Annotated in this window: 15 protein-coding genes and 1 tRNA gene; 8 read left to right on the top strand and 8 right to left on the bottom strand. The window is 61.2% G+C overall.

Annotated features, from left to right (window positions below; genetic code table 11):
* The first annotated feature begins 50 nt into the window (after nucleotides 1-50).
* Entirely contained in the window at nucleotides 51-2,525 is a 2,475-nt protein-coding gene (locus CPY51_RS25690; protein WP_111163039.1) for a glycoside hydrolase family 2 protein, read from the top strand.
* Here the strand turns inward: CPY51_RS25690 and CPY51_RS25685 are convergent.
* Both CPY51_RS25685 and CPY51_RS25680 read right to left on the bottom strand, forming a co-directional pair.
* Nucleotides 2,488-4,353, bottom strand: coding sequence for an alpha/beta hydrolase (locus tag CPY51_RS25685; protein ID WP_195909622.1), 1,866 nt, complete (start codon nucleotides 4,351-4,353; stop codon nucleotides 2,488-2,490). The genes CPY51_RS25690 and CPY51_RS25685 overlap by 38 nt on opposite strands.
* A gap of 12 nt (nucleotides 4,354-4,365) precedes the next feature.
* Nucleotides 4,366-5,883 carry a lipopolysaccharide biosynthesis protein gene (locus CPY51_RS25680; protein WP_111163234.1) on the bottom strand — a complete coding sequence of 506 codons (1,518 nt, stop codon included), beginning with the start codon at nucleotides 5,881-5,883 and terminating at the stop codon, nucleotides 4,366-4,368.
* Nucleotides 5,884-6,065: 182 nt separating this feature from the next.
* Here CPY51_RS25680 and CPY51_RS25675 point away from each other — a divergent pair, with 182 nt between their 5' ends.
* Nucleotides 6,066-6,920, top strand: coding sequence for a glycosyltransferase family 2 protein (locus CPY51_RS25675; RefSeq protein WP_111163038.1), 855 nt, complete (start codon nucleotides 6,066-6,068; stop codon nucleotides 6,918-6,920).
* Here the strand turns inward: CPY51_RS25675 and CPY51_RS25670 are convergent.
* From CPY51_RS25670 to CPY51_RS25660, 3 genes are all read right to left on the bottom strand, one after another.
* The gene (locus CPY51_RS25670; protein WP_111163037.1) at nucleotides 6,887-8,098 is read right to left on the bottom strand and encodes a glycosyltransferase family 4 protein; all 1,212 of its coding nucleotides are present in this window, start codon (nucleotides 8,096-8,098) and stop codon (nucleotides 6,887-6,889) included. The two genes, CPY51_RS25675 and CPY51_RS25670, sit on opposite strands and share 34 nt — an antisense overlap.
* Before the next feature lie 209 nt (nucleotides 8,099-8,307).
* A complete protein-coding gene (locus CPY51_RS25665) occupies nucleotides 8,308-8,544 on the bottom strand; it encodes an Lrp/AsnC ligand binding domain-containing protein (protein WP_111163036.1) in 237 nt (78 codons plus the stop codon).
* A 104-nt stretch (nucleotides 8,545-8,648) separates the two neighbouring features.
* Nucleotides 8,649-9,551: a LysR family transcriptional regulator gene (locus CPY51_RS25660; RefSeq protein WP_195909621.1), complete on the bottom strand. Its 903-nt coding sequence runs from the start codon at nucleotides 9,549-9,551 to the stop codon at nucleotides 8,649-8,651.
* Nucleotides 9,552-9,708: 157 nt separating this feature from the next.
* On the opposite strand from CPY51_RS25660, the gene CPY51_RS25655 reads away from it, so the two are divergent.
* Complete coding sequence (locus tag CPY51_RS25655) at nucleotides 9,709-10,992, top strand: NAD(P)/FAD-dependent oxidoreductase (RefSeq protein ID WP_111163035.1); 1,284 nt, start codon at nucleotides 9,709-9,711, stop codon at nucleotides 10,990-10,992.
* Between the two features lie 46 nt (nucleotides 10,993-11,038).
* On the top strand, nucleotides 11,039-12,571 hold the full coding sequence (amaB, locus tag CPY51_RS25650; RefSeq protein ID WP_111163232.1) for an L-piperidine-6-carboxylate dehydrogenase: 1,533 nt from the start codon (nucleotides 11,039-11,041) through the stop codon (nucleotides 12,569-12,571).
* A gap of 131 nt (nucleotides 12,572-12,702) precedes the next feature.
* Here amaB and CPY51_RS25645 read toward each other — a convergent pair whose 3' ends face one another.
* Entirely contained in the window at nucleotides 12,703-14,031 is a 1,329-nt protein-coding gene (locus CPY51_RS25645) for a glucoamylase family protein (protein WP_111163231.1), read from the bottom strand.
* Between the two features lie 234 nt (nucleotides 14,032-14,265).
* A tRNA-Gly gene (locus CPY51_RS25640) sits at nucleotides 14,266-14,340 on the bottom strand.
* Nucleotides 14,341-14,605: 265 nt separating this feature from the next.
* Between CPY51_RS25640 and CPY51_RS25635 the strand changes: the two genes are divergently transcribed.
* The 4 genes from CPY51_RS25635 to CPY51_RS25620 all read left to right on the top strand — a co-directional run bounded on the left by CPY51_RS25635 (nucleotide 14,606) and on the right by CPY51_RS25620 (nucleotide 17,112).
* Nucleotides 14,606-15,115: a prolyl-tRNA synthetase associated domain-containing protein gene (locus CPY51_RS25635; RefSeq protein WP_111163034.1), complete on the top strand. Its 510-nt coding sequence runs from the start codon at nucleotides 14,606-14,608 to the stop codon at nucleotides 15,113-15,115.
* A gap of 56 nt (nucleotides 15,116-15,171) precedes the next feature.
* Complete coding sequence (gene trxA, locus CPY51_RS25630) at nucleotides 15,172-16,140, top strand: thioredoxin (protein WP_111163033.1); 969 nt, start codon at nucleotides 15,172-15,174, stop codon at nucleotides 16,138-16,140.
* A 110-nt stretch (nucleotides 16,141-16,250) separates the two neighbouring features.
* On the top strand, nucleotides 16,251-16,913 hold the full coding sequence (locus CPY51_RS25625) for an LON peptidase substrate-binding domain-containing protein (protein ID WP_111163032.1): 663 nt from the start codon (nucleotides 16,251-16,253) through the stop codon (nucleotides 16,911-16,913).
* 10 nt (nucleotides 16,914-16,923) lie between these two features.
* Nucleotides 16,924-17,112, top strand: a complete 189-nt coding sequence (locus CPY51_RS25620; RefSeq protein WP_111163031.1) for a Trm112 family protein — start codon at nucleotides 16,924-16,926, stop codon at nucleotides 17,110-17,112.
* Nucleotides 17,113-17,164: 52 nt separating this feature from the next.
* On the opposite strand, the gene CPY51_RS25615 is transcribed toward CPY51_RS25620, so the two are convergent.
* A complete protein-coding gene (locus CPY51_RS25615) occupies nucleotides 17,165-18,379 on the bottom strand; it encodes a ubiquinone biosynthesis hydroxylase (protein WP_244598783.1) in 1,215 nt (404 codons plus the stop codon).
* Between the last annotated feature and the right edge of the window lie 74 nt (nucleotides 18,380-18,453).

The raw sequence follows: 18,453 nt of genomic DNA, 5'->3' as shown, positions 1-18,453 counted from the left end.
CCGAAGTCGCATCGCGGCATTCTGGGTCATGCCTTAGCCGGGGAATCTCGATGCAGGGACGTTTGGCAAGTATCGGCGCTGAGGAGACCCTGCTCAGCGAAGGATGGAACTTGGTGCTGACCGACGCAGGCTCCTGCGCGCTGCCGGCGGATGTTCCTTTTGCTACGCAGTTCATTCCAGCGACTGTTCCAGGCACGGTTGCGCAGGCACTGGAAAACGCCGGCCTGTTCGATCGCGACAACCCATATGCGCTGAACGCTCGCGACGCCTGGTATCTTTGCCGGCTTTTCGATGCGGAGGCAGGCGACGCGGTGCTACGGCTGAAGGGCCTGGCGACCCTTTGCGAGGTCTTTCTGAACGGCCAGAAAATCCTGTCCAGCGAAAGCATGTTCGAGAGCCACGATATCGAGGTGACGCTCCTCGGCGGCGACGAACTGGCGCTTTGTTTCCGCGCGCTGGAACCGAGGCTGGCCGAGCCCGGGCCTCGCGCCCGCTGGCGGCCGCAGATGATCACGCCGCAGGGATTGCGCATGATCCGCACGACGCTGCTTGGCTACATGCCGGGCTGGTGCCCGGAAATCCATGCGGTTGGCCCATGGCGACCGATTTCGTTGGTGCGCCAGGGAACGGTGGTCGTTCGCGATCTGACGCTCCGACCTGAACTGGCCGATACCGGAGAGGGGCGGCTATATGCCTCGTTCTTCGTGGAGAGCGAAATCAACGAGGCCGTCCTGCGCTGCGGGGCCTTCGAGCAGGTATTTGCCAAGAACGGCGGTGGCCAGTACGTGGCTGTCCTCAAGATTTCCGATGTGCAGCCGTGGTGGCCGCATACGCATGGGACCCCCTTCCTGTACGACGTGTCGGTGGTCATCGATGGTGTAGCTCACGACCTCGGTCGAACCGGCTTCCGCAGCATTTCGATCGATCGCGGCGAGGATGGCGAGGACTTCGCCCTCGTCGTCAACGGCGAGCGGATCTTCTGCCGTGGGGCGGTCTGGACCACTGCTGACATTGTTCGGCTTTCCGGCGAGCGCGAACGCTACCAGCCGTGGCTGGCGCTCGCGGCAGAGGCGGGCATGAACATGGTGCGCATCGGCGGCACCATGGCTTACGAGACGGCCGACTTCTTTGCCCTTTGCGACGAACTGGGAATTCTCGTCTGGCAGGACTTCATGCTTGCCAACTTCGACTACCCGAAAACTGACAAGGCCTTCCAGGCGCATGTCGAAACCGAGGTCAGGCAATTTCTCGGCGAAACACGCCTGTCGCCATCTCTTGCAGTGGTTTGCGGGGGCAGCGAAATGTATCAGCAGGCCGCGATGTTCGGGCTGCCGGAGCGCTATTGGACAAGTCTGATCACCGAGGACATCATTCCAGGCATTGCCAGTCAGTTTCGCGTCGATGTCCCCTATGTCGTCAATTCGCCCTCGGGAGGGGCCATGCCGTTTGCGCCGAATGCAGGCGTGACCCATTATTACGGTGTCGGCGCCTACATGCGGCCGCTGGACGATGCGCGTCGCGCGGAAGTTCGTTTCGCTGCCGAAAGCCTCGCCTTCGCACACGTTCCGCAGGACCGAACCTTGGCGCGGCATCTGGCGGTCCCGGCTGTCCATAGCCCGCTATGGAAGGCACGCGTGCCGCGGGATCGCGCTGCGTCCTGGGATTTCGAGGATGTGCGGGATCACTATCTGAATGAACTCTATGGCTTCGCGCCGGATCGGCTGCGTCGGGAAGATCCGGAGTTCTATCTCGATCTTTCGCGCGCCGTGACCGGCGAAGTCGTCGAAGCGACATATGCCGAATGGCGCCGCAAGGGATCCGGCTGCAACGGCGCACTCGTCTGGACATTGCAGGATCTCATGCCGGGCGCCGGCTGGGGCGTGATCGACTCGACGTGCGAGCCGAAGCCTGCCTGGTACGCGATGCGCCGCGCATTTCGTCCGGTTCAGGTGCTGTTGCTGGACGAGGGGACGAACGGCCTTGATGTGCATGTCATCAATGAGCTGGGCATACCGCTCGACCTTGACCTGGATGTCGTTTGTCTGCGCGATGGCCAGCAGGCTGTGGTCAGCGGCCGCAGGGAGCTCTCGATTGCAGCGCGGGGAAAACAACGGATTGCCTGCACCGATCTTTTCGGGGCGTTCTTCGACACCACTTACGCCTTCCGCTTCGGCCCACCGTCGCATGACGTGACGGTCGCGCGTCTGCATTCGCGTGCCACAGGAGCGCTGATTGCCGAGGCGTTCCATTTTCCGCTTGGCCGAGCGAAGGCATTTCATGCGGCGGACCTGCAGGCGTCGTTGACGCAGCAGGACGGAGATTGGTTCGTGGAGATAGCGAGCGATCGGCTGGCCCAGTCCGTTCACCTCGAATTCGACGCTTACCGAGCCGAGGACGACTGGTTCCACCTCGCGCCTGGCTCGACGCGTCGATTGAGGCTGTTTTCACGGGATGGAGTGACCAGCGATGTCGTTCCTTCAGGGCAGATCAAGGCGCTGGGTAGTCGGCGTATTTTTGAGATTTGACGGTGCCGGTCGTCTCTTTGCGGGTCGCGGCGTCGCCAGGGGAACCAATGCGCAGCGCCATCTCTTCGATCGAGTTCAGGTAGATTTCGCGGGCTTGGGCCGTCGTCAGATTATGGTTGGAGTCCGGGATAATTGTCAGGCGGACATCTGGGAGGCTCCTCAGTCCGCCGCCGTTCTTGCCGAAATGCTGCCAGAAGTGTTCAAGACCGATGTCATGGGCGCTGTAGATCAGCGACAGGATGACCTTGCGTCTCACCAGCGCCTGAAATCCACCGATAACGGCGGCGTGTCTCCTGGAGAGAAACGGGAAGATATCGAGGAGCGGTTGGCCGAGGCGGGATGCGCGCCACAGCAATGACGTCAAGACGTTGCGCGCGGCATTCTTCACGTCGATATTGCCCTCATAGAGCCGTCTCAGCGTCTGCAGCCGCAGGAGCTTCTGGCCGTAGGTCTCGAGTGACCGAGGGATGACGCGCAGAGCACCGTCGATTGATTGGCTTTGATCCCAATGGAAGACGTAGGGATTGACGGCGATAACGCCGCCGCAACGGACATCGCGAAGTGCCCCCTGGAAGGCAAGATATCCGCCACTGCAGCGACCGACGACAAAGGCCGGCAGCAATTTGCGGGATTCAACGAGGTCGAGGGCCTCGACGACGTCGTCCGGCTGGTTCTCCGAATAGAGTACCTGATCCGGCTCGCCGGGGCGGGGCGGGCTGTCGGCGACGTTTGCCGTATCGAAGCGTAGCGACGGTACGCCATTGCGCGCGAGGCTCCTTGCCATCGCAACCGACGTTCGCGCCCAGCCGGCGCTCCGGTCATAGGCCGTCGTCAGAAGGATAGCAGTTGCTCCGGTTCGCAAGCCGACAGGCTCGCAGAGGATGCCGAACATCCGGTCGCCTTCACCGAGGCGTAGCGGCGTTTCACGGAAACCGTCGCCGACAAGCGGTTCGGCGCTGCGGCCGACCGGCGTCGCCTTCCCGGGACTTGCGGACCTTTCGCCGGCGAGCGACCGGACCCAGCGCACAACCTGCCTGCCATCGGCAATCGGCATGGTGGCGATGGTCGGATTGGCAACCAGTTCGTCGTATCCGTTGTAGGCAACCTCCTCGACGCGGGCACCGAGGGTCTTCAGGTGCGTGGCGAACTCCAGATCGCCCGGGCGACCCGGTCGCGCCAGCACGAGGCAATTCGGCGCGGGCGAGGCCGTTGCAGCCATCAGGTTCAGCTTGCGGACATCGGCAGCGATCGCCTCCGGCATCCTCAAGCCCCCGATCGACACGCCGTCAGTTTCGCGTTGATGATCGGGGAGCCCCATGCCCTCGTCGATCATCTTCGACCAGACAGTCAGTTCGCGAAGATAGAGCCGGCCGGAAAGGGTAGGGGCCAGAAATCCGATGCCGTCGACGGTTGAAAGTCTTTCGGCAACGTTGACGGCAATCGCGCTGCCGAGCCCCTGGCTGACAAGGATCAGCCGCTCGCATCCGGAAAGCAATTTCAGCTCGGCGGCTGCGGCAATGGCAGTCTGCTCCCAAATGGCAAGGCCGCGGCTTGTGTCCGTCACATCCAGTGCGTCGCCCGTGCCTGCATAGTCGAAACGGAGGCTGGCAATGCCCGTGTCGGCGAGGTCTTCCGCCAGTATGCGCCAGAATTTCCGCGTGCACATTTCCTCAAAGCCCCACGGGCTGAGGAAGAGTACGGCGGCCTGGCCGCTTGGTGCCCTGGCCGGGGTGAAGAGGCCAACGGTTCCGGCGAATGTCACGGGGATAGCTGCTGCGATCGTCTCGCCGCTAGCGGTCTGCACGGTCAGGCTATTGTGCGAGGCCATTGCAGCCGCTCCTCAGGCGCGGCGAGGCGCAAGCAGCGCCAACGCTTGAATTGCAATCGGGTGAGCCCTTCTCGGCAGGCGCGAGGCGATCTGCTGCATCACCGCGATGTCATCCCCGGGCACTGCATTGAAGAGCCGCAATGCCAGCACATAGACGAGCACGCCTGCTATGACAGCGCTTGCCAGGCCAAGAAGTCCCGGCAGCAACTGTACGAAGCCATAGGCCGCCGCTGCGCACATCACCGATGCCGCGCCGACCTTCAGGAGGGCCGTGAACATGCCGCGCATCGAACCGTCGAATTCCATGCGACGGACGATCAGCACGCACATGATCGTGAAGGCCAGCAGGCGCACGATCGCGGCACCTTCGCCGCCATACCAGGGCACCACGGCAAAGCAGCCGACCAGCATGGTCGCGCTGGCTACGATGCCAATCAGGGTACGTTCTCTCATGCGATCCATGGAATACATGTATTGCGTCGCAATCTGCATGAACACATAGGGTGCCGCCGTCAACGCCAAAAATGCAACCATGCCGCCGCTTGGCGCAAAAGCTGTACCGAAGATGGTGACAACCAGTTCCGGCGCGATCGCCGCCAGCCCAAAGCTCATCGGCAGCGTGATGTAGGAAATGCTGCGAACGACGCCCTCGAAGACGCTGACCGGCAACTTGCCGGTCGCGTGCAGATGCATTTTTTCGGAATAATAGGGTAACAGGCTGCCGCTCAATTGTACCGGAAGCTGCAAGGCGAGATTGGCGATGGACAAGCCGACGGCATAAAAGCCGACCTCCTGGATACCCCAATATCTTTGCAGAAAGACAAGTTCGATACGATTGAGAAAAATCGAGCTGTTGATGAACTCGACCGACAGGACCAGCGACGAACGAACGAGGTAGTTCAAGCTGACGCCGCAGGAATTTTTCGACGCGACGGCGACCCGAAGAGAATAGAAGAACATCGGCAGACCGCCGAAGGCATAGCCGGCGAGCGCGCCGCTCACGCCAAAGAACAGCGCACCAAGAAGTACCGTCGCGAGCTGCAGAACGGCACTTGCAATCGTCAGCCTGAAAAACGGCGCGAGCTGTTGTTCGCCGATCAGGTAGTTCTTGGTATAGGCGCCGATCGACTGCGTTACGAAAAGGCCAGCTGTAATCCAGATGATGGCCTGGGCGTTGGGGGACGCCCAATGCAGCCGTTCCGCTTGCCAGTAGTAGGCGACGTAGCCGACGAGGATAATGAGCGTCGAGATGATCGTTGGCTGCATGAGATAGGCCGCGAAGCCGCGCCGTTCATCGGCCGAATAACCCTGGACCTTGAGTTGCGGCAGGAGGCGCAGCAGCGTTATGCCTGTGCCAAGCTCGGCCACCAGCGCGCCGGTGGTCACGAGCCAGAGGGAAAATGCAATAATGCCGTTAGCCTGGGGACCAAGTAGACGGGCGGCAATGATGGAGCAGGCGAAGCCGACGGCAAGCAGGGTCAATCCTGCCGCAGCGTTCAACGCGGAATTCGCCATAATGCTCTTCGTCATGAAGACTATCGTTTCCCTGACGCGCTCGACCAATGCATCAGCGCTTCCTAGTGGATACCGCCGCTCTATTTCAGATACCTTAATGTTTGCCGTCTACTCTTTAGAGAATTGTCGTTTTTACCTGCTTCCAAGGCATCTCACCCAATGCATGCAGCCGCATTCGCCTCGCTGGAGCCGAGCCATTGTTCAGCCTGATCGTCTGCACGATCGATCGCTTCGATCAACTTGAGCGGCTGTTCACATCGCTGAAGAGGCAAAGCCTCAATACTTTCGAGGTCATTCTCGTCGACCAAAATCCCGATGATCGGCTGGTCGGGATGATCACCGCCTTTTCGTCGTTTTTCATCATTCGGCATATCCGCTCTGCGAAGGGCATTTCGCGCGCGCGCAACAATGGCATAGCAGTTGCGACCGGCGCCTATGTCTGCTTTCCCGACGACGACTGCTGGTATGAGCCGAACACGCTCGAAGTGACAGAGAGGCTATTCTCGGCCCATCCGAATCTGGCCATCGTCACTGGCCGTACGCTCGATGCCGCTGGCGAGCCTTCAGTCAGCCCGACTGGTGACGAGCCACTGACAATCACGCGATGGAACTACCTCGCCTGCGGCAATTCCAACAGCATCTTCGTGCGCCGCTCGGCGCTGCACGAAATCGGCGGATTCGACGAGGATCTGGGCGTCGGCTCGGACTCGCCGTTTCAGAGCGGCGAGGAGGCTGATTTCCTACTGAGGGCGATCGCGGGCGGAATGACGCTCCGCTATTTTCCGGAGCTCACCGTTCACCACGACCAGGTGACCAGTGAATACGGCCCGCGGCAGATCGACAGAGCTCGCAAATACGGCCGCGGTTTCGGCGCGCTGATGCGCAAGCAGCGCTTTCCGGCGTTTTACGTCGCCTACCGCCTGGCGAGACCCCTTGCCAGCTGGCTGGTCGCCGCCGCGCGTCGCGACAAGGCGGCCGTGCAATACAAGCGCGCCTGGCTCACCGGCATCCTGGAAGGCTATGCGACGTGGCCGCGCTGGCGCAAAGGCTGACGTTGCGACGTTTTCGGCGTAGTGGCTTCGGCGTAGAGATCGACATAGCGCTCGGCAACCTTGTCCCAGGAATAGCCCGCGGCGTCGCCGATCATCCCTTCCCGGATGTCGGGGCCACTCGCCTCAAGCCTGGCAAACGCGGAGGCAAGTTCGAGTGCGGTCGCTTCCGGATCGGAGAAATCGGCGAGCATCAGAGTTGGGTGCGTTTCAGCAAGCGCTTTGTAAGCCTCATTCGTGTTGAGGATCGGCAGCAGGCCGGCGCTCATGGCCTCGATCGCAACTAGGCCGAAGCCTTCATATTCCGAGGCGGATGCGAAAAGCGACGCGCGGGCGATGATGTTGCGGATGGCAGAATTGTCGATCGAGACATGCAGCGCGACATGACGTGAAAGACCCCTTGCCGAAATCTCGCGCTCAAGGGACGACTGGTCGAGATCCGACACAGTGCCGATGATGTCGAGGTGCCAATCTGGGTGGCGTGCCGCCAGGACCTGCATGACGTCGAGCAGGCGATCGAGCCGCTTGTTGATCGAGAACCTGCCGATGGTAACGATGCGGCGACGGGCTTCGAGTGCTGCACAATTGGCGAACTTGGCAATGTCGGCGCCATTCTCGATCAAGACGGCACGCTTGCGTGCAATCCGCGAAAATAGCCTTCTGTCCGATTGACTGCAGCAAACGATCTGCCGGTAGGCGTGTGCGGACAGACGTGTCAGCAGGTTGAACCAGACTTTCTTAACTACGGCATATTTCGGCGTGTGGAAGAAACCGCCATGGGTCGTCGCGACCATCGGCTTGTGGTGGAGGAACTTGCCCCAGGCCAGCGCGTCGAAGAAGAAATCGACAGCATGCACGTGGACGAGATCGGCATCGGCCAGATGTTGGAAGACCTGCGGTGCAAGAGGGTAGCGGCTGCTGCCGGACCAGGGGATGCGGACGATTTCTAGCCCGTCGATGATCTCATGCGGTGGGAGCTTGCGCTCCGGGTCGGAGAACAGACTGTCGCAGGTGACGACGCGAATGCGGTAGCCGCGCGCTAGCAACTGATGGCAGAGATTGGCGACCACGTCTTCGAGGCCGCCTTTGTTCGGAAGAAATTGCCGGACAACGTGGACGATCAGCGGCCGCGTTTCGTTTCGCTCGAATGTCTCGGATATCGGCGCTTCTGCCAATCTCATCGGTCCACCTTCATGCCGCCAGCCACGTCTCGATGCGGCGCCGGACCTCGCTCTGGTACGGCCGGGCCTGCATCGGGATCAGGAGATCACTGAGGTGGTTAAGAAATCCTTAGTTTCGCGCGCCAAGGCGTCCGGCTTCGGGCAGCACGGTTAACGCCGATGTCCGCTCGGCAAGCCAATCACGCGTGCCGGCAAGTGGAACAACGGGTTCAGAAGGCCTTGAAAGTCAGCGTCGTCAGGGAGCGGACGATACCCGGTATGTTGGCAATATTGTCGTTTATGAACTTGCCGATATCCTGGCCTTCCTGGATGTAGACCTTCAGCATCAGGTCGTATTCGCCGCTGGTGGAATAAAGCTCCGATACCAGCTCCGTCTGGTAGACGGCGTCGGCGACCTCGTAGGTCTTGCCGGGCGCGCACTGGAGCTGAACGAAAATGGGATGCATGGGATTATCCTGGAATGGCAATGGCTCGGCCATCTCTTCAGGCGGCCGTTTCTATCATAATGGTCGAAAGCCGGTCGCTCATGCAAGTCATTCGTCAGCAATGATCAGACCTGGCTTGCTGCCTCCTCCACAATCCAGCTTCGAAATGCGACCAGCGGCGGATAGTCTGCACGCTCGATCGGGCAGGCGAGATAGTAGTGCTCGGCACTCTCGATTTCGTGCTCGACGGCCGCAACAAGATCACCGCGTGAAAGCTCGTCCTGGATGACGAAGGTCGGCAACAGCGCAACCCCCAGCCCCGCAATCGCTGCCTGCGCGGCGGTCGCGAACTGGTCGAAGAGCATGCCGTGGACGCTCTGAAATGGAACGCCATTGGCCGTGAACCAGGCTTCCCAGGCATCCGGGCGGGTGGTGATGTGCAGCAGGGGCACATCGAGAAGATCGGCGGCGTCTTCAAGCTGGTGGCTATTTCGGAAGGCAGCGCTGCAGGCGGGCAGCGTGCGTTCTGCCATCAGTGAGGTCAGCTCTGCGCCCGGCCAATGCGGAGCGCCGAAGTGGATTGCCGCGTCGATGGAATCGAGCCGGAAATCGAAGGGCGAGAGCCGCGTCACCAGGTTGATGGTGACGCCCTGATTGTCGCTCAGAAACTTCGGTAGTCGCGGTACCAGCCAGCGGGCGCCGAAGGTCGGCAGGATGGCGAGATTGAGCGTGCCGCCATGCGGGTTGGCACGCAGGTTCAGCGATGCGCTGGAGATGCGCCGGAGCGCTTCGCGGATTTCGCGGGCATAGCTGTCTCCCGCAAGCGTCAGGCGCATGGTCTGACGCTCGCGAATGAAGAGATCGACGCCGAGTTGCTCTTCCAGCGCGCGGACCTGGCGACTGACGGCGCTCTGTGTCAGATGCAGTTCCCTGGCCGCCACCGTAACGCTGCCTGTGCGCGCCGTCGCCTCGAAGGCGGCGAGCAACGAAATCGATGGCAGGAAGCGGCGTGCGGGCAGCATGGTCATTCCCTATCAGAATGAGCTTGTGAGTTTATATTGTTATTTCGGCTGTCAGGGCGGCTGTAAAGCTATTATCCTGTGCATTCCTGGAATGACCCCTTCGCAATCGCGCGATCGGTCTCGATCTCATTGTTGCTCCTTGTGGAGCAAGGCAGCAGAAACGATGCTCAACAATCCGCGCTCCCATGGACTATGGGAAAAAACTGCTCCGCAACCACCAAAGACGATGCCGATGAGTGGCGATCTGGCCGCTGATGTGGTCGTGGTCGGCGGTGGGTATACCGGCCTTTCCTCGGCGCTTCATCTGGCCGAAGAGGGAGCGAGGGTCGTCCTGCTCGAAGCCAACGAGATCGGTTTTGGCGGGGCGGGGCGGAATGTCGGGTTGATCAATGCCGGTATGTGGGTGATGCCCGATGACGTGCCTGGCGTGCTCGGGCCTGTCTACGGAGAGCGCCTGCTCGATATGCTTGGCAATGCGCCGCAACTGGTCATGGCGCTGATCGAAAAGCATGACATTGGCTGCGAGCTGGAGAGGAACGGGACGTTGCATTGCGCCGTCGGTTCCGAAGGATTGAAGGAAATCGAGGAGCGGGCCCGGCAGTGGGGCAGCCGAGGTGCTCCCGTGGCGGTATTGGACGCAGCCGAGACCGCACGTCGCGTCGGCAGCGCGGCCTATGCGGGATCGCTGCTCGACATGCGCGCCGGCACCTTGCAGCCGCTTGCCTATGCACGCGGCTTGGCCGAGGCCGCGATCAAAGCGGGCGCAAGTCTCTTTACCGGTAGCCGGGTAACGTCGACCGAACGGGACGGCGGCCGATGGGTGGTCAAAACCGTTACGGGCAGCGTTTCGGCAGACTGGATCATCGTCTCGACGGATGCCTACAGCACCGGTCCCTGGGAGCAGGTTCGTCGCGAGCAGGTGCATCTCCCCTATTTCAATCTTGCGACCGTGCCGCTCGGAGACAATCTTTGTCGTTCGATCCTGCCCGGTCGTGAGGGCGTGTGGGATACCAAGGAGATCCTGTCGTCCTTCCGCATGGACCGGGCCGGCCGCCTCGTCTTCGGCAGTGTCGGCGCCTTGCGCAACACCGGGGGTGCCGTTCACAAAGGCTGGGCCAAGCGTTCGCTGAGCAGGCTGTTCCCGCAGATAGGCGATGTCGAGTTCGAATGCGAATGGTACGGCCAGATCGGCATGACCGACAATGCGTTGCCGCGCTTTCACCGGTTTGCGCAGAATGTCGTCGGATTTTCAGGCTATAACGGACGCGGCATTGCACCCGGTACCGTATTCGGAAAGGCACTGGCCGCACACATCCTCGGGCGGGTCGCCGAGGAGGATTTGCCGTTGCCGCTGACCGACCCGCGCGACGCCAGCTTTCGTGCCGTCAAGGAAATGTGGTACGAAGCCGGCGCCCAGCTCGCCCATTTCACTGATGCCCGCTTCTGAGGCGGACGTTTTCATCGACCAGAACAACAGATATTGGATAGCCGACATGACCTTCGATCTTGCTCAAGAAACCAGCAAAGTCCTGACGGAACTCGGCGTTGCCGCCGAGCGCTATCAGGGTGGCACGTTGTCAGTCACCTCGCCGGTGACCGGGGCAGAGATCGGCCGCCTCAAGGAGCATTCGGCCGCTGAGGCCAAGGCGGCGATAGATCGTGCGCATGAAGCGTTTCTCGAGTGGCGAGCCGTGCCGGCGCCGAAGCGCGGCGAATTGATCCGTCTTCTCGGCGAGGAACTGCGTGCGGGCAAGGCGGCGCTCGGCCGGCTGGTCTCGATCGAAGTCGGCAAGATCACATCGGAGGGTCTCGGCGAAGTCCAGGAAATGATCGACATCTGCGATTTCGCGGTCGGCCTGTCGCGTCAGCTCTATGGGCTGACGATTGCGACAGAGCGTTCCGAGCATCGAATGATGGAGAGCTGGCATCCGCTCGGCGCAATCGGCATTATCTCGGCCTTCAATTTCCCTGTTGCGGTCTGGTCGTGGAATGCGGCGCTTGCCATGGTCTGCGGCAATTCGACGGTGTGGAAGCCATCGGAGAAGACGCCGCTGACGGCGCTCGCCGTCCAGGCGCTGTTCGAGAAGGCGCTGAAGCGCTACATCGCCGAGGGTGGCACGGCGCCTGCCAATCTGTCGACGCTGCTCATCGGCGGCCGCGATGTCGGCGAGGTGCTTGTCGACCATCCAAAGATTCCGCTGGTCTCGGCGACTGGCTCCACGGCCATGGGGCGCGCCGTCGGCCCGCGGCTGGCCAATCGATTTGCCCGTGCCGTCCTCGAACTCGGCGGCAACAATGCGGCGATCGTCTGCCCCTCGGCCGATCTCGACCTGACGCTGCGCGGCGTGGCGTTTTCGGCAATGGGTACGGCCGGCCAGCGCTGCACGTCGCTCCGCCGTCTCTTCGTGCATGACAGCGTCTACGACCAGCTCGTGCCGCGCCTTCAGAAGGCCTACGGCTCGGTGATGATCGGCAATCCGCTGGAGGCCGGCACGCTCGTCGGCCCGCTGATCGACAAGCCGGCCTTTGACAAGATGCAGAGCGCGCTTTCCGCGGCAAGGGCCGAAGGCGGGAAGGTCACCGGCGGCGATCGCGTCGAAACCGACGGCTCCGCAGACGCCTACTACGTCCGTCCGGCGCTGGTCGAAATGCCGTCGCAGACCGGGCCCGTCGTCGAGGAAACCTTTGCTCCTATCCTTTACGTCATCAAATACAGCGATTTCGACGTGGTGCTGGCGCTGCACAATGCCGTGCCGCAGGGCCTGTCGTCGTCGATCTTCACCAATGACATCCGCGAGGCGGAGACTTTCGTTTCGGCCCGCGGTTCGGATTGCGGCATCGCGAATATCAATATCGGCCCGTCGGGTGCGGAAATCGGCGGGGCCTTCGGTGGCGAGAAGGAAACGGGCGGCGGCCGCGAATCGGGCTCGGACGCCTGGAAGGCCTATATGCGCCGCTCGACCAATACCATCAACTACGGCAAGACACTGCCGCTGGCACAGGGCGTCAAATTCGACGTCGAATGACTTGCGGGTTTAAAGCAAAAGGAGCGGCGGCCTAACACGGTCCTCGCTCCTTTGATCTTTTGCCGGGGTTCGCTGCCATAGCTTCGCGGCGCCAAAACTGTTCCACCCCTATAGAGGGTGCTGCTACCCGATCATGCGATTGCGTCCGACGCAGTTCCTCCAAGCCAGCCGCCGGTGAAGCCGGCGCGCTCAAGGCCCTTGCGAAGAATCTGTGACTGCCGCATCAGGTTCCATATCAGCCCCGTGCGATCGTTTTCGATCATCATGACTAGGATGCCCTGGTCGATGCCGACCGAGCGGTCGTCGATCCAGCCTTCCGGTCCCCTGCCTTCAACTGTCGGATTGAATCCGCCGGGGAAGCGCTCATCGAGCAGCAAGTTCGGATAAGTGGAGAGAAGGGCCTTTGTGCCCTCAAGCGCCGCCTCACGGTCGAATGGCAGGCAGGCCAGCGGCGCCCAGGGTGCGATCGTGCCGTCATCCGGCCCGAACGGAGCGCCGCGGGCGGCGTAGCCCAGAACCTTGGGACGAGTGTTGCGGCTGTGCCGGCCGCCGGAAGGGTTGGGCCCGTCGCAGGCCGTCAAACCCCATATATTGCGGTTATAGCCGACAAAGTGGCCGGGGTTGCGCTCGGTGTAGTCCCGCTGCACCCCGATGGCGATTTGTGTGTTGGTGAAGTAGTCCGATTCCTTCTCGGCCATGAAGCGATCGCGAATTCCGCGGAAATCGATCCATGCGTGAGAAAACAGATGGATGAACAGCGGTCCGGCGTAGAGGAAGGGCTTTTCCTTGACCATCATCCAGGTGTAGGTCGAGGCAAATGCGTCGTAGCTCGACGCCGGGATCGGATGAGTAGGCGATCCCAGAGCCAGCGTATAAAGCAGGATCGCCTCGTCGTAGCCCTGCCAGCGCCAGCGCAGGAAGCCACCACCGGGTTTCCAGCCCATCGTCAGCGTCTGCCCTCTGTTCAGTGCCCAGCGCCAGTCCATGCGCTCGTAAAGCATCGTCGCGAGTTCGCGGATGCTTGTTTCTGTTTCGTCCTCGCCAGTGAAATATGCCGCTGCCGTCAGCACGCCGAGGATGAGAAGGGCGCTGTCGATCAGCGAGAGTTCGCTGTTCCAGGCGCGATGGCCGCGCTTCATGTCGATGAAATGATAGTAGAAGCCGCGATGGCCGGTAGCGTGGCGCTCCTGGCCCTGGCGGCTCTCGGCGAAGAAATTAAGCGTGGTCAGCACGATCTCGGCGGCGGCGGCCCGCTCGATCCAGCCGCGCTCGACGCCGACCGGGTAGCTGGAAAGCGCAAAGCCGACGGCCGCTATGCTGCAATGGCTCGTCTTGATGGAGGTGTCGGCAACCAGGCCATTTTCCGGATTGGTGTAGCGCAGGAAATAGTCAAACGCGGAGCGCTGCAGCCTGTCGACCAGCGCATCATCGGTTTCCGTGTCGTTGTTGCGTTGAAGCATTGCAAATCCATCCATTTACCGCCCCCATTTTTGCTTCAGCATGCGAAAGCCGCAACAGCAAATCAAACATGATTGATGGTGACACGCGATTATGGATGATTGCTTAATAAAGCGGCGTGTGCCGAATCCGGGGGCAAAGTCGCCATTTCCAAGGCTTTGCGGCCGAGAAATCCGCCGATATTGACCCGCCTGAACGGTCGCGACTGTGTCTTCACGACTAGTCTTGAGAAAAATTGGAGCGGGTGAAGCGATTCGAACGCTCGACCCCAACCTTGGCAAGGTTGTGCTCTACCCCTGAGCTACACCCGCTCATTCCACATTGGTCCGGGGGTAGTCTGTTGGACCGTGGAGGCCACCTTGCGGCGACGGGCGCTATATGGCCTAACTGTTTTTCAAATGCAACAGGGAAAATAACAGGGCGCCCAAGAAAAAATTCCGAGCGGCTTGGATTTTCGAAAGAAAGTCCTGAAATGCCGGCTGTCCTGGCGCTCGAAGATTGCCAAATCCCAGGCCCGGACGTATCAGAGGCGCTGTCATCGAAGCGTTCTATCCCATCTGCTATCACGAGTATGCAATGACCGAACTGTCTCCCAAGACCCGCGACGACCTTCTTCGTTTCCTCGACGAACTCGGGATCAAGCATAATACCAAGGACCATGCGCCGGTGTTCACGGTCGCCGAATCGGTATCCCTGCGCGACGAAATCCCGGGAGGGCACACCAAGAACCTGTTCGTGAAGGACAAGAAGGACAATTTCTTCCTGCTGACGGTCGAGGAGAATGCGGCCGTCGACTTGAAGACGGTTCACACTGTTATCTCTGCAGCGAGCAAGGTCTCGTTCGGAAAACCGGAAAAGCTGATGGAGTATCTTGGGGTGGTCCCCGGTTCGGTGACAGCATTCGGCGCCATCAACGATACGGAGAAGAACGTGACCTTCGTGCTGGATGCCGATCTGATGGCGCACGACGTCATCAATTGCCATCCGTTGTCGAACGACGCGACGACATCCATCGGCAGCCGCGATCTCGTCCGGTTCATGGAGGCCACGGGCCATGCGCCGCTTATCTTGAAAGTGACGGCCTGAGATACGATTTAACGCTACAATAATGGCCCGGAACGCCGGGCAGGCGGGAGACATTCATGAGCGGCTCAGACAATCCATACAACGCCTCCCTAGGCGGCCAGATGTCGGCCTCGGTCAATCTCGGCGCGGCGCCTCAGAGCGCGTCCTACATCAAGGACACCAGTACTGCGACCTTTCCGCGAGACGTTATCGAGGAATCCCGCCATCAGCCGGTGCTCGTCGATTTCTGGGCGCCGTGGTGCGGTCCGTGCAAGCAGCTGACGCCCGTACTGGAGAAGGTCGTCAACGAGGGTGGCGGCAGGGTCAAGCTGGTCAAGATGAACATCGACGACCATCCTTCCATCGCCGGGCAGCTTGGGATCCAGTCGATCCCGGCGGTTATCGCTTTCGTCAACGGCCGCCCAGCTGACGGGTTCATGGGTGCGGTTCCCGAAAGCCAGGTCCGTGAATTCATTGATCGCCTTGCAGGTCCCGCCCGCGGCGAGGACGACGACGCGGCGCAGATCGCGTCGATCCTCGAAGAGGCGGCCGCGCTACTTGCGAGCGACGATATCAATGGTGCGGCCGAGCTATTCGGCGCGGTGCTGCAGGCCGATCCGGAGAATGCCAAGGCGCTGGCCGGCATGGCCGAATGCATGATCGCCGCCGGGCAGACCGATCGAGCCCGCGAAGCGCTGGCCGACCTGCCGGATACGCTTGCCCAGGATGCCGGCATACTTGCCGTAGTGAAAAAGCTTGACCAGATCGATGAAGCGCGCAAGCTGGGCGATCCGGCAGCGCTGGAGCGTGCGCTGGCGATCAACCCTGACGATCACGAAGCCCGCATCAGCCTTGCCAAGATTCTCAATGTCCAGGGCAAGCGCGACGACGCTGCCGAGCATCTTTTGACTGTCATGCGTCGGGACCGCACATTCGACGACGATGGCGCGCGCCGGCAGCTTCTGCAGTTCTTCGATGTGTGGGGCTTCAAGGATCCGGCCACGGTGACGGCTCGGCGTAAATTGTCCTCGATCCTGTTCTCGTAAAGTTTTGCGCGCTACCTTGCGTTTTAGGCAGTGGGCACCACATTTTCGTCAGGGACGATGAATATGACAGAGTTGTCGCAGCCAATGCGACAAAGGCGGGAACTGCGTTCATGCAAGTCGGGAATGCGAGATATCTGAAGCCGAACGATCTGCCGGATTCCGTCGCCGTCTTTCCGCTTTCGGGCGCCCTCCTGCTGCCGGCTGGTCAATTGCCGCTGAATATCTTCGAGCCGCGGTACCTCGCGATGTTCGATGCCGCCATATCGAGCAACCGGCTGATCGGGATGGTGCAGCCTGCCTTAGGCGAACAGTCCGATACGACACATCTGGCGCAGGTGGGATGCCTCGGCCGGATCACGTCGTTCGCAGAGACCGGCGACGGCCGTTATATCGTTTCGCTCACGGGTATCTGCCGCTTCCGTCTGCTCGATGAGGTGGGGGGCCATCATCCCTACCGCAGCTTCCGTATCGCGCCCTTCATCGCTGATCTGAAATCACGCGACGAAGAGGACGCCGTCGATCGCGCCTCATTGCTTGCCGCCTTCAAGGCCTATCTCGAAGCCAACAAGCTGGAGGCCGACTGGGAGAGCGTGGAGCGGGCGAGCAACATGACTCTGGTCAATTCGCTATCAATGATGGCGCCTTTCGAGCCGGCCGAAAAGCAGGCGCTGCTCGAGGCCCCCGATTTGAAGACCCGAGCGGAAACGTTCATTGCCATTACCGAGATCGTCCTCGCCCGCAGCTTCGGCGATTCCGATTCGGTCCTTCAGTAGGCGGATCTCCATGGACGAAACCGTCAGCAAAGTGGACACAAAGCTTCTGGACCTTTTGGTCTGCCCGCTCACCAAGGGCCGACTTAGCTATGATCGCGAGAAGAACGAGCTCATCTCCGAAAAGGCGCGTCTTGCCTACCCGATCCGAGACGGCATCCCGATCATGCTGATGTCAGAGGCCCGCCGGATCGAGGATTGAGTGCTTTCCGCTCTTGATCGCAAAACCGGCATCCATTTTCCCGGAAAATGCCCTAGATCGTTTCGCCGGCGAGGAGCCGCGGATTGCTTGATGTCGTCGTGCCCGCGGCCTGGCCGATGAAGTAGGATTTGAGCTTGGGCATTCGCTCGACGAGGCCGAGACCAAAATCCCGGGCTATCCTGATCGGCGCGAGATCGTTGGAAAACAGCCGGTTGAGCACGTCTGTCGTGACGCCCATGCGGAACGTGTCGAAACGACGCCAGGTCTGATAGCGCTCCAGTGTGTGGATGGAGCCGATATCGAGGCCGAGGCGATCGGCTTCCACGACCGTCTCAGCAAGTGCTGCCACATCCTTGAAGCCGAGATTGAGCCCCTGGCCGGAAATCGGGTGGATGCCGTGGGCGGCGTCGCCGGCAAGCGCGAACCGCGGTGCGACAAAGGCACGGGCAAGGGTGAGGCTGAGCGGGAACGCGCGCTTGCCGCCGATGACCTTCAGGCCCCCAAGCTTGTGACCGAAGCGGCGCTCCAGTTCCTCCTCGAAAATCAGATCGTCGGAGGCGACGAGCCGATCCGCATCGGCGGTGCGTTCCGTCCAGACGAGCGAGGAGCGATTGTTCTTCAGCGGCAGGATCGCGAACGGGCCCGAGGGCAGGAAGTGCTCCTCGGCGCAGCCATTGTGCGGGCGCTCGTGCTCGACGGTGGCAACGATACCTGACTGTCCGTATTCCCAATTGACGGTCTTGATGCCGGCCATGTCGCGGAGCGTGGAGCGGACGCCATCGCAGGCGACCAGCAATTTCGCTTCCAGCGTCGATCCGTCCGAAAGCGAAAGGGTGACACTGGCGTCGCCGGTGGTGAAATCGGCGGCAGAAAGGCCGTGGCGAATTTCAATACCCAGACGTTCGCAGGCGCCGCGCAGAGCCGCGACCATCGTCACATTCGGCACCATATGGGCGAAGGGCTGGCCTTCGGCGACCTCGCCATCGAAGGTCAGGAATACGGGGCGAACCGGATCGGACGTGCGGCTATCGGTCACGATCATGCGGGTGATCGGCTCGGCTTCCGGCAGGATCTCGTCCCAGACGCCGAAAACAGACAGCATCTTCGAAGCAGCGGCGATGATGGCGGAAGCGCGGGTATCGTTCTTCCAGACGTTTTCGGGCGCGGCCTCGACGACCATGACATCGAGATGGGGCGCTGCCTGCTTGACGGCAACCGCTGCTGCCAGACCCACGTAGCCGCCACCCACCACCAGCATGTCCAACATCGCGCGCTCCCGTTCCTCGTCATCCATTCCTGATCTATATAGAACAGGAAGCGATCCGTTCCTACCGTTGGAGT

The organism is Arminella tubonensis, assembly GCF_003240585.1.
Taxonomy (GTDB): Bacteria; Pseudomonadota; Alphaproteobacteria; order Rhizobiales; family Rhizobiaceae; genus Rhizobium; species Rhizobium tubonense.
Note: the sequence above shows the minus strand (reverse complement) of the source record. Positions and strands in the feature narration are given on the sequence as shown.

What these genes read in the sequence shown, in the direction of transcription:
- CPY51_RS25615 (WP_244598783.1), bottom strand. Translation starts at nt 18,379, where the DNA reads ATGTTGGACATGCTGGTGGTGGGTGGCGGCTACGTGGGTCTGGCAGCA.
- CPY51_RS25690 (WP_111163039.1), top strand. Translation starts at nt 51, where the DNA reads ATGCAGGGACGTTTGGCAAGTATCGGCGCTGAGGAGACCCTGCTCAGC.
- CPY51_RS25625 (WP_111163032.1), top strand. Translation starts at nt 16,251, where the DNA reads ATGCAAGTCGGGAATGCGAGATATCTGAAGCCGAACGATCTGCCGGAT.
- CPY51_RS25670 (WP_111163037.1), bottom strand. Translation starts at nt 8,098, where the DNA reads ATGAGATTGGCAGAAGCGCCGATATCCGAGACATTCGAGCGAAACGAA.
- CPY51_RS25620 (WP_111163031.1), top strand. Translation starts at nt 16,924, where the DNA reads ATGGACGAAACCGTCAGCAAAGTGGACACAAAGCTTCTGGACCTTTTG.
- amaB (WP_111163232.1), top strand. Translation starts at nt 11,039, where the DNA reads ATGACCTTCGATCTTGCTCAAGAAACCAGCAAAGTCCTGACGGAACTC.
- CPY51_RS25680 (WP_111163234.1), bottom strand. Translation starts at nt 5,883, where the DNA reads ATGACGAAGAGCATTATGGCGAATTCCGCGTTGAACGCTGCGGCAGGA.
- CPY51_RS25645 (WP_111163231.1), bottom strand. Translation starts at nt 14,031, where the DNA reads ATGCTTCAACGCAACAACGACACGGAAACCGATGATGCGCTGGTCGAC.
- trxA (WP_111163033.1), top strand. Translation starts at nt 15,172, where the DNA reads ATGAGCGGCTCAGACAATCCATACAACGCCTCCCTAGGCGGCCAGATG.
- CPY51_RS25655 (WP_111163035.1), top strand. Translation starts at nt 9,709, where the DNA reads ATGCTCAACAATCCGCGCTCCCATGGACTATGGGAAAAAACTGCTCCG.
- CPY51_RS25660 (WP_195909621.1), bottom strand. Translation starts at nt 9,551, where the DNA reads ATGACCATGCTGCCCGCACGCCGCTTCCTGCCATCGATTTCGTTGCTC.
- CPY51_RS25685 (WP_195909622.1), bottom strand. Translation starts at nt 4,353, where the DNA reads ATGGCCTCGCACAATAGCCTGACCGTGCAGACCGCTAGCGGCGAGACG.
- CPY51_RS25635 (WP_111163034.1), top strand. Translation starts at nt 14,606, where the DNA reads ATGACCGAACTGTCTCCCAAGACCCGCGACGACCTTCTTCGTTTCCTC.
- CPY51_RS25665 (WP_111163036.1), bottom strand. Translation starts at nt 8,544, where the DNA reads ATGCATCCCATTTTCGTTCAGCTCCAGTGCGCGCCCGGCAAGACCTAC.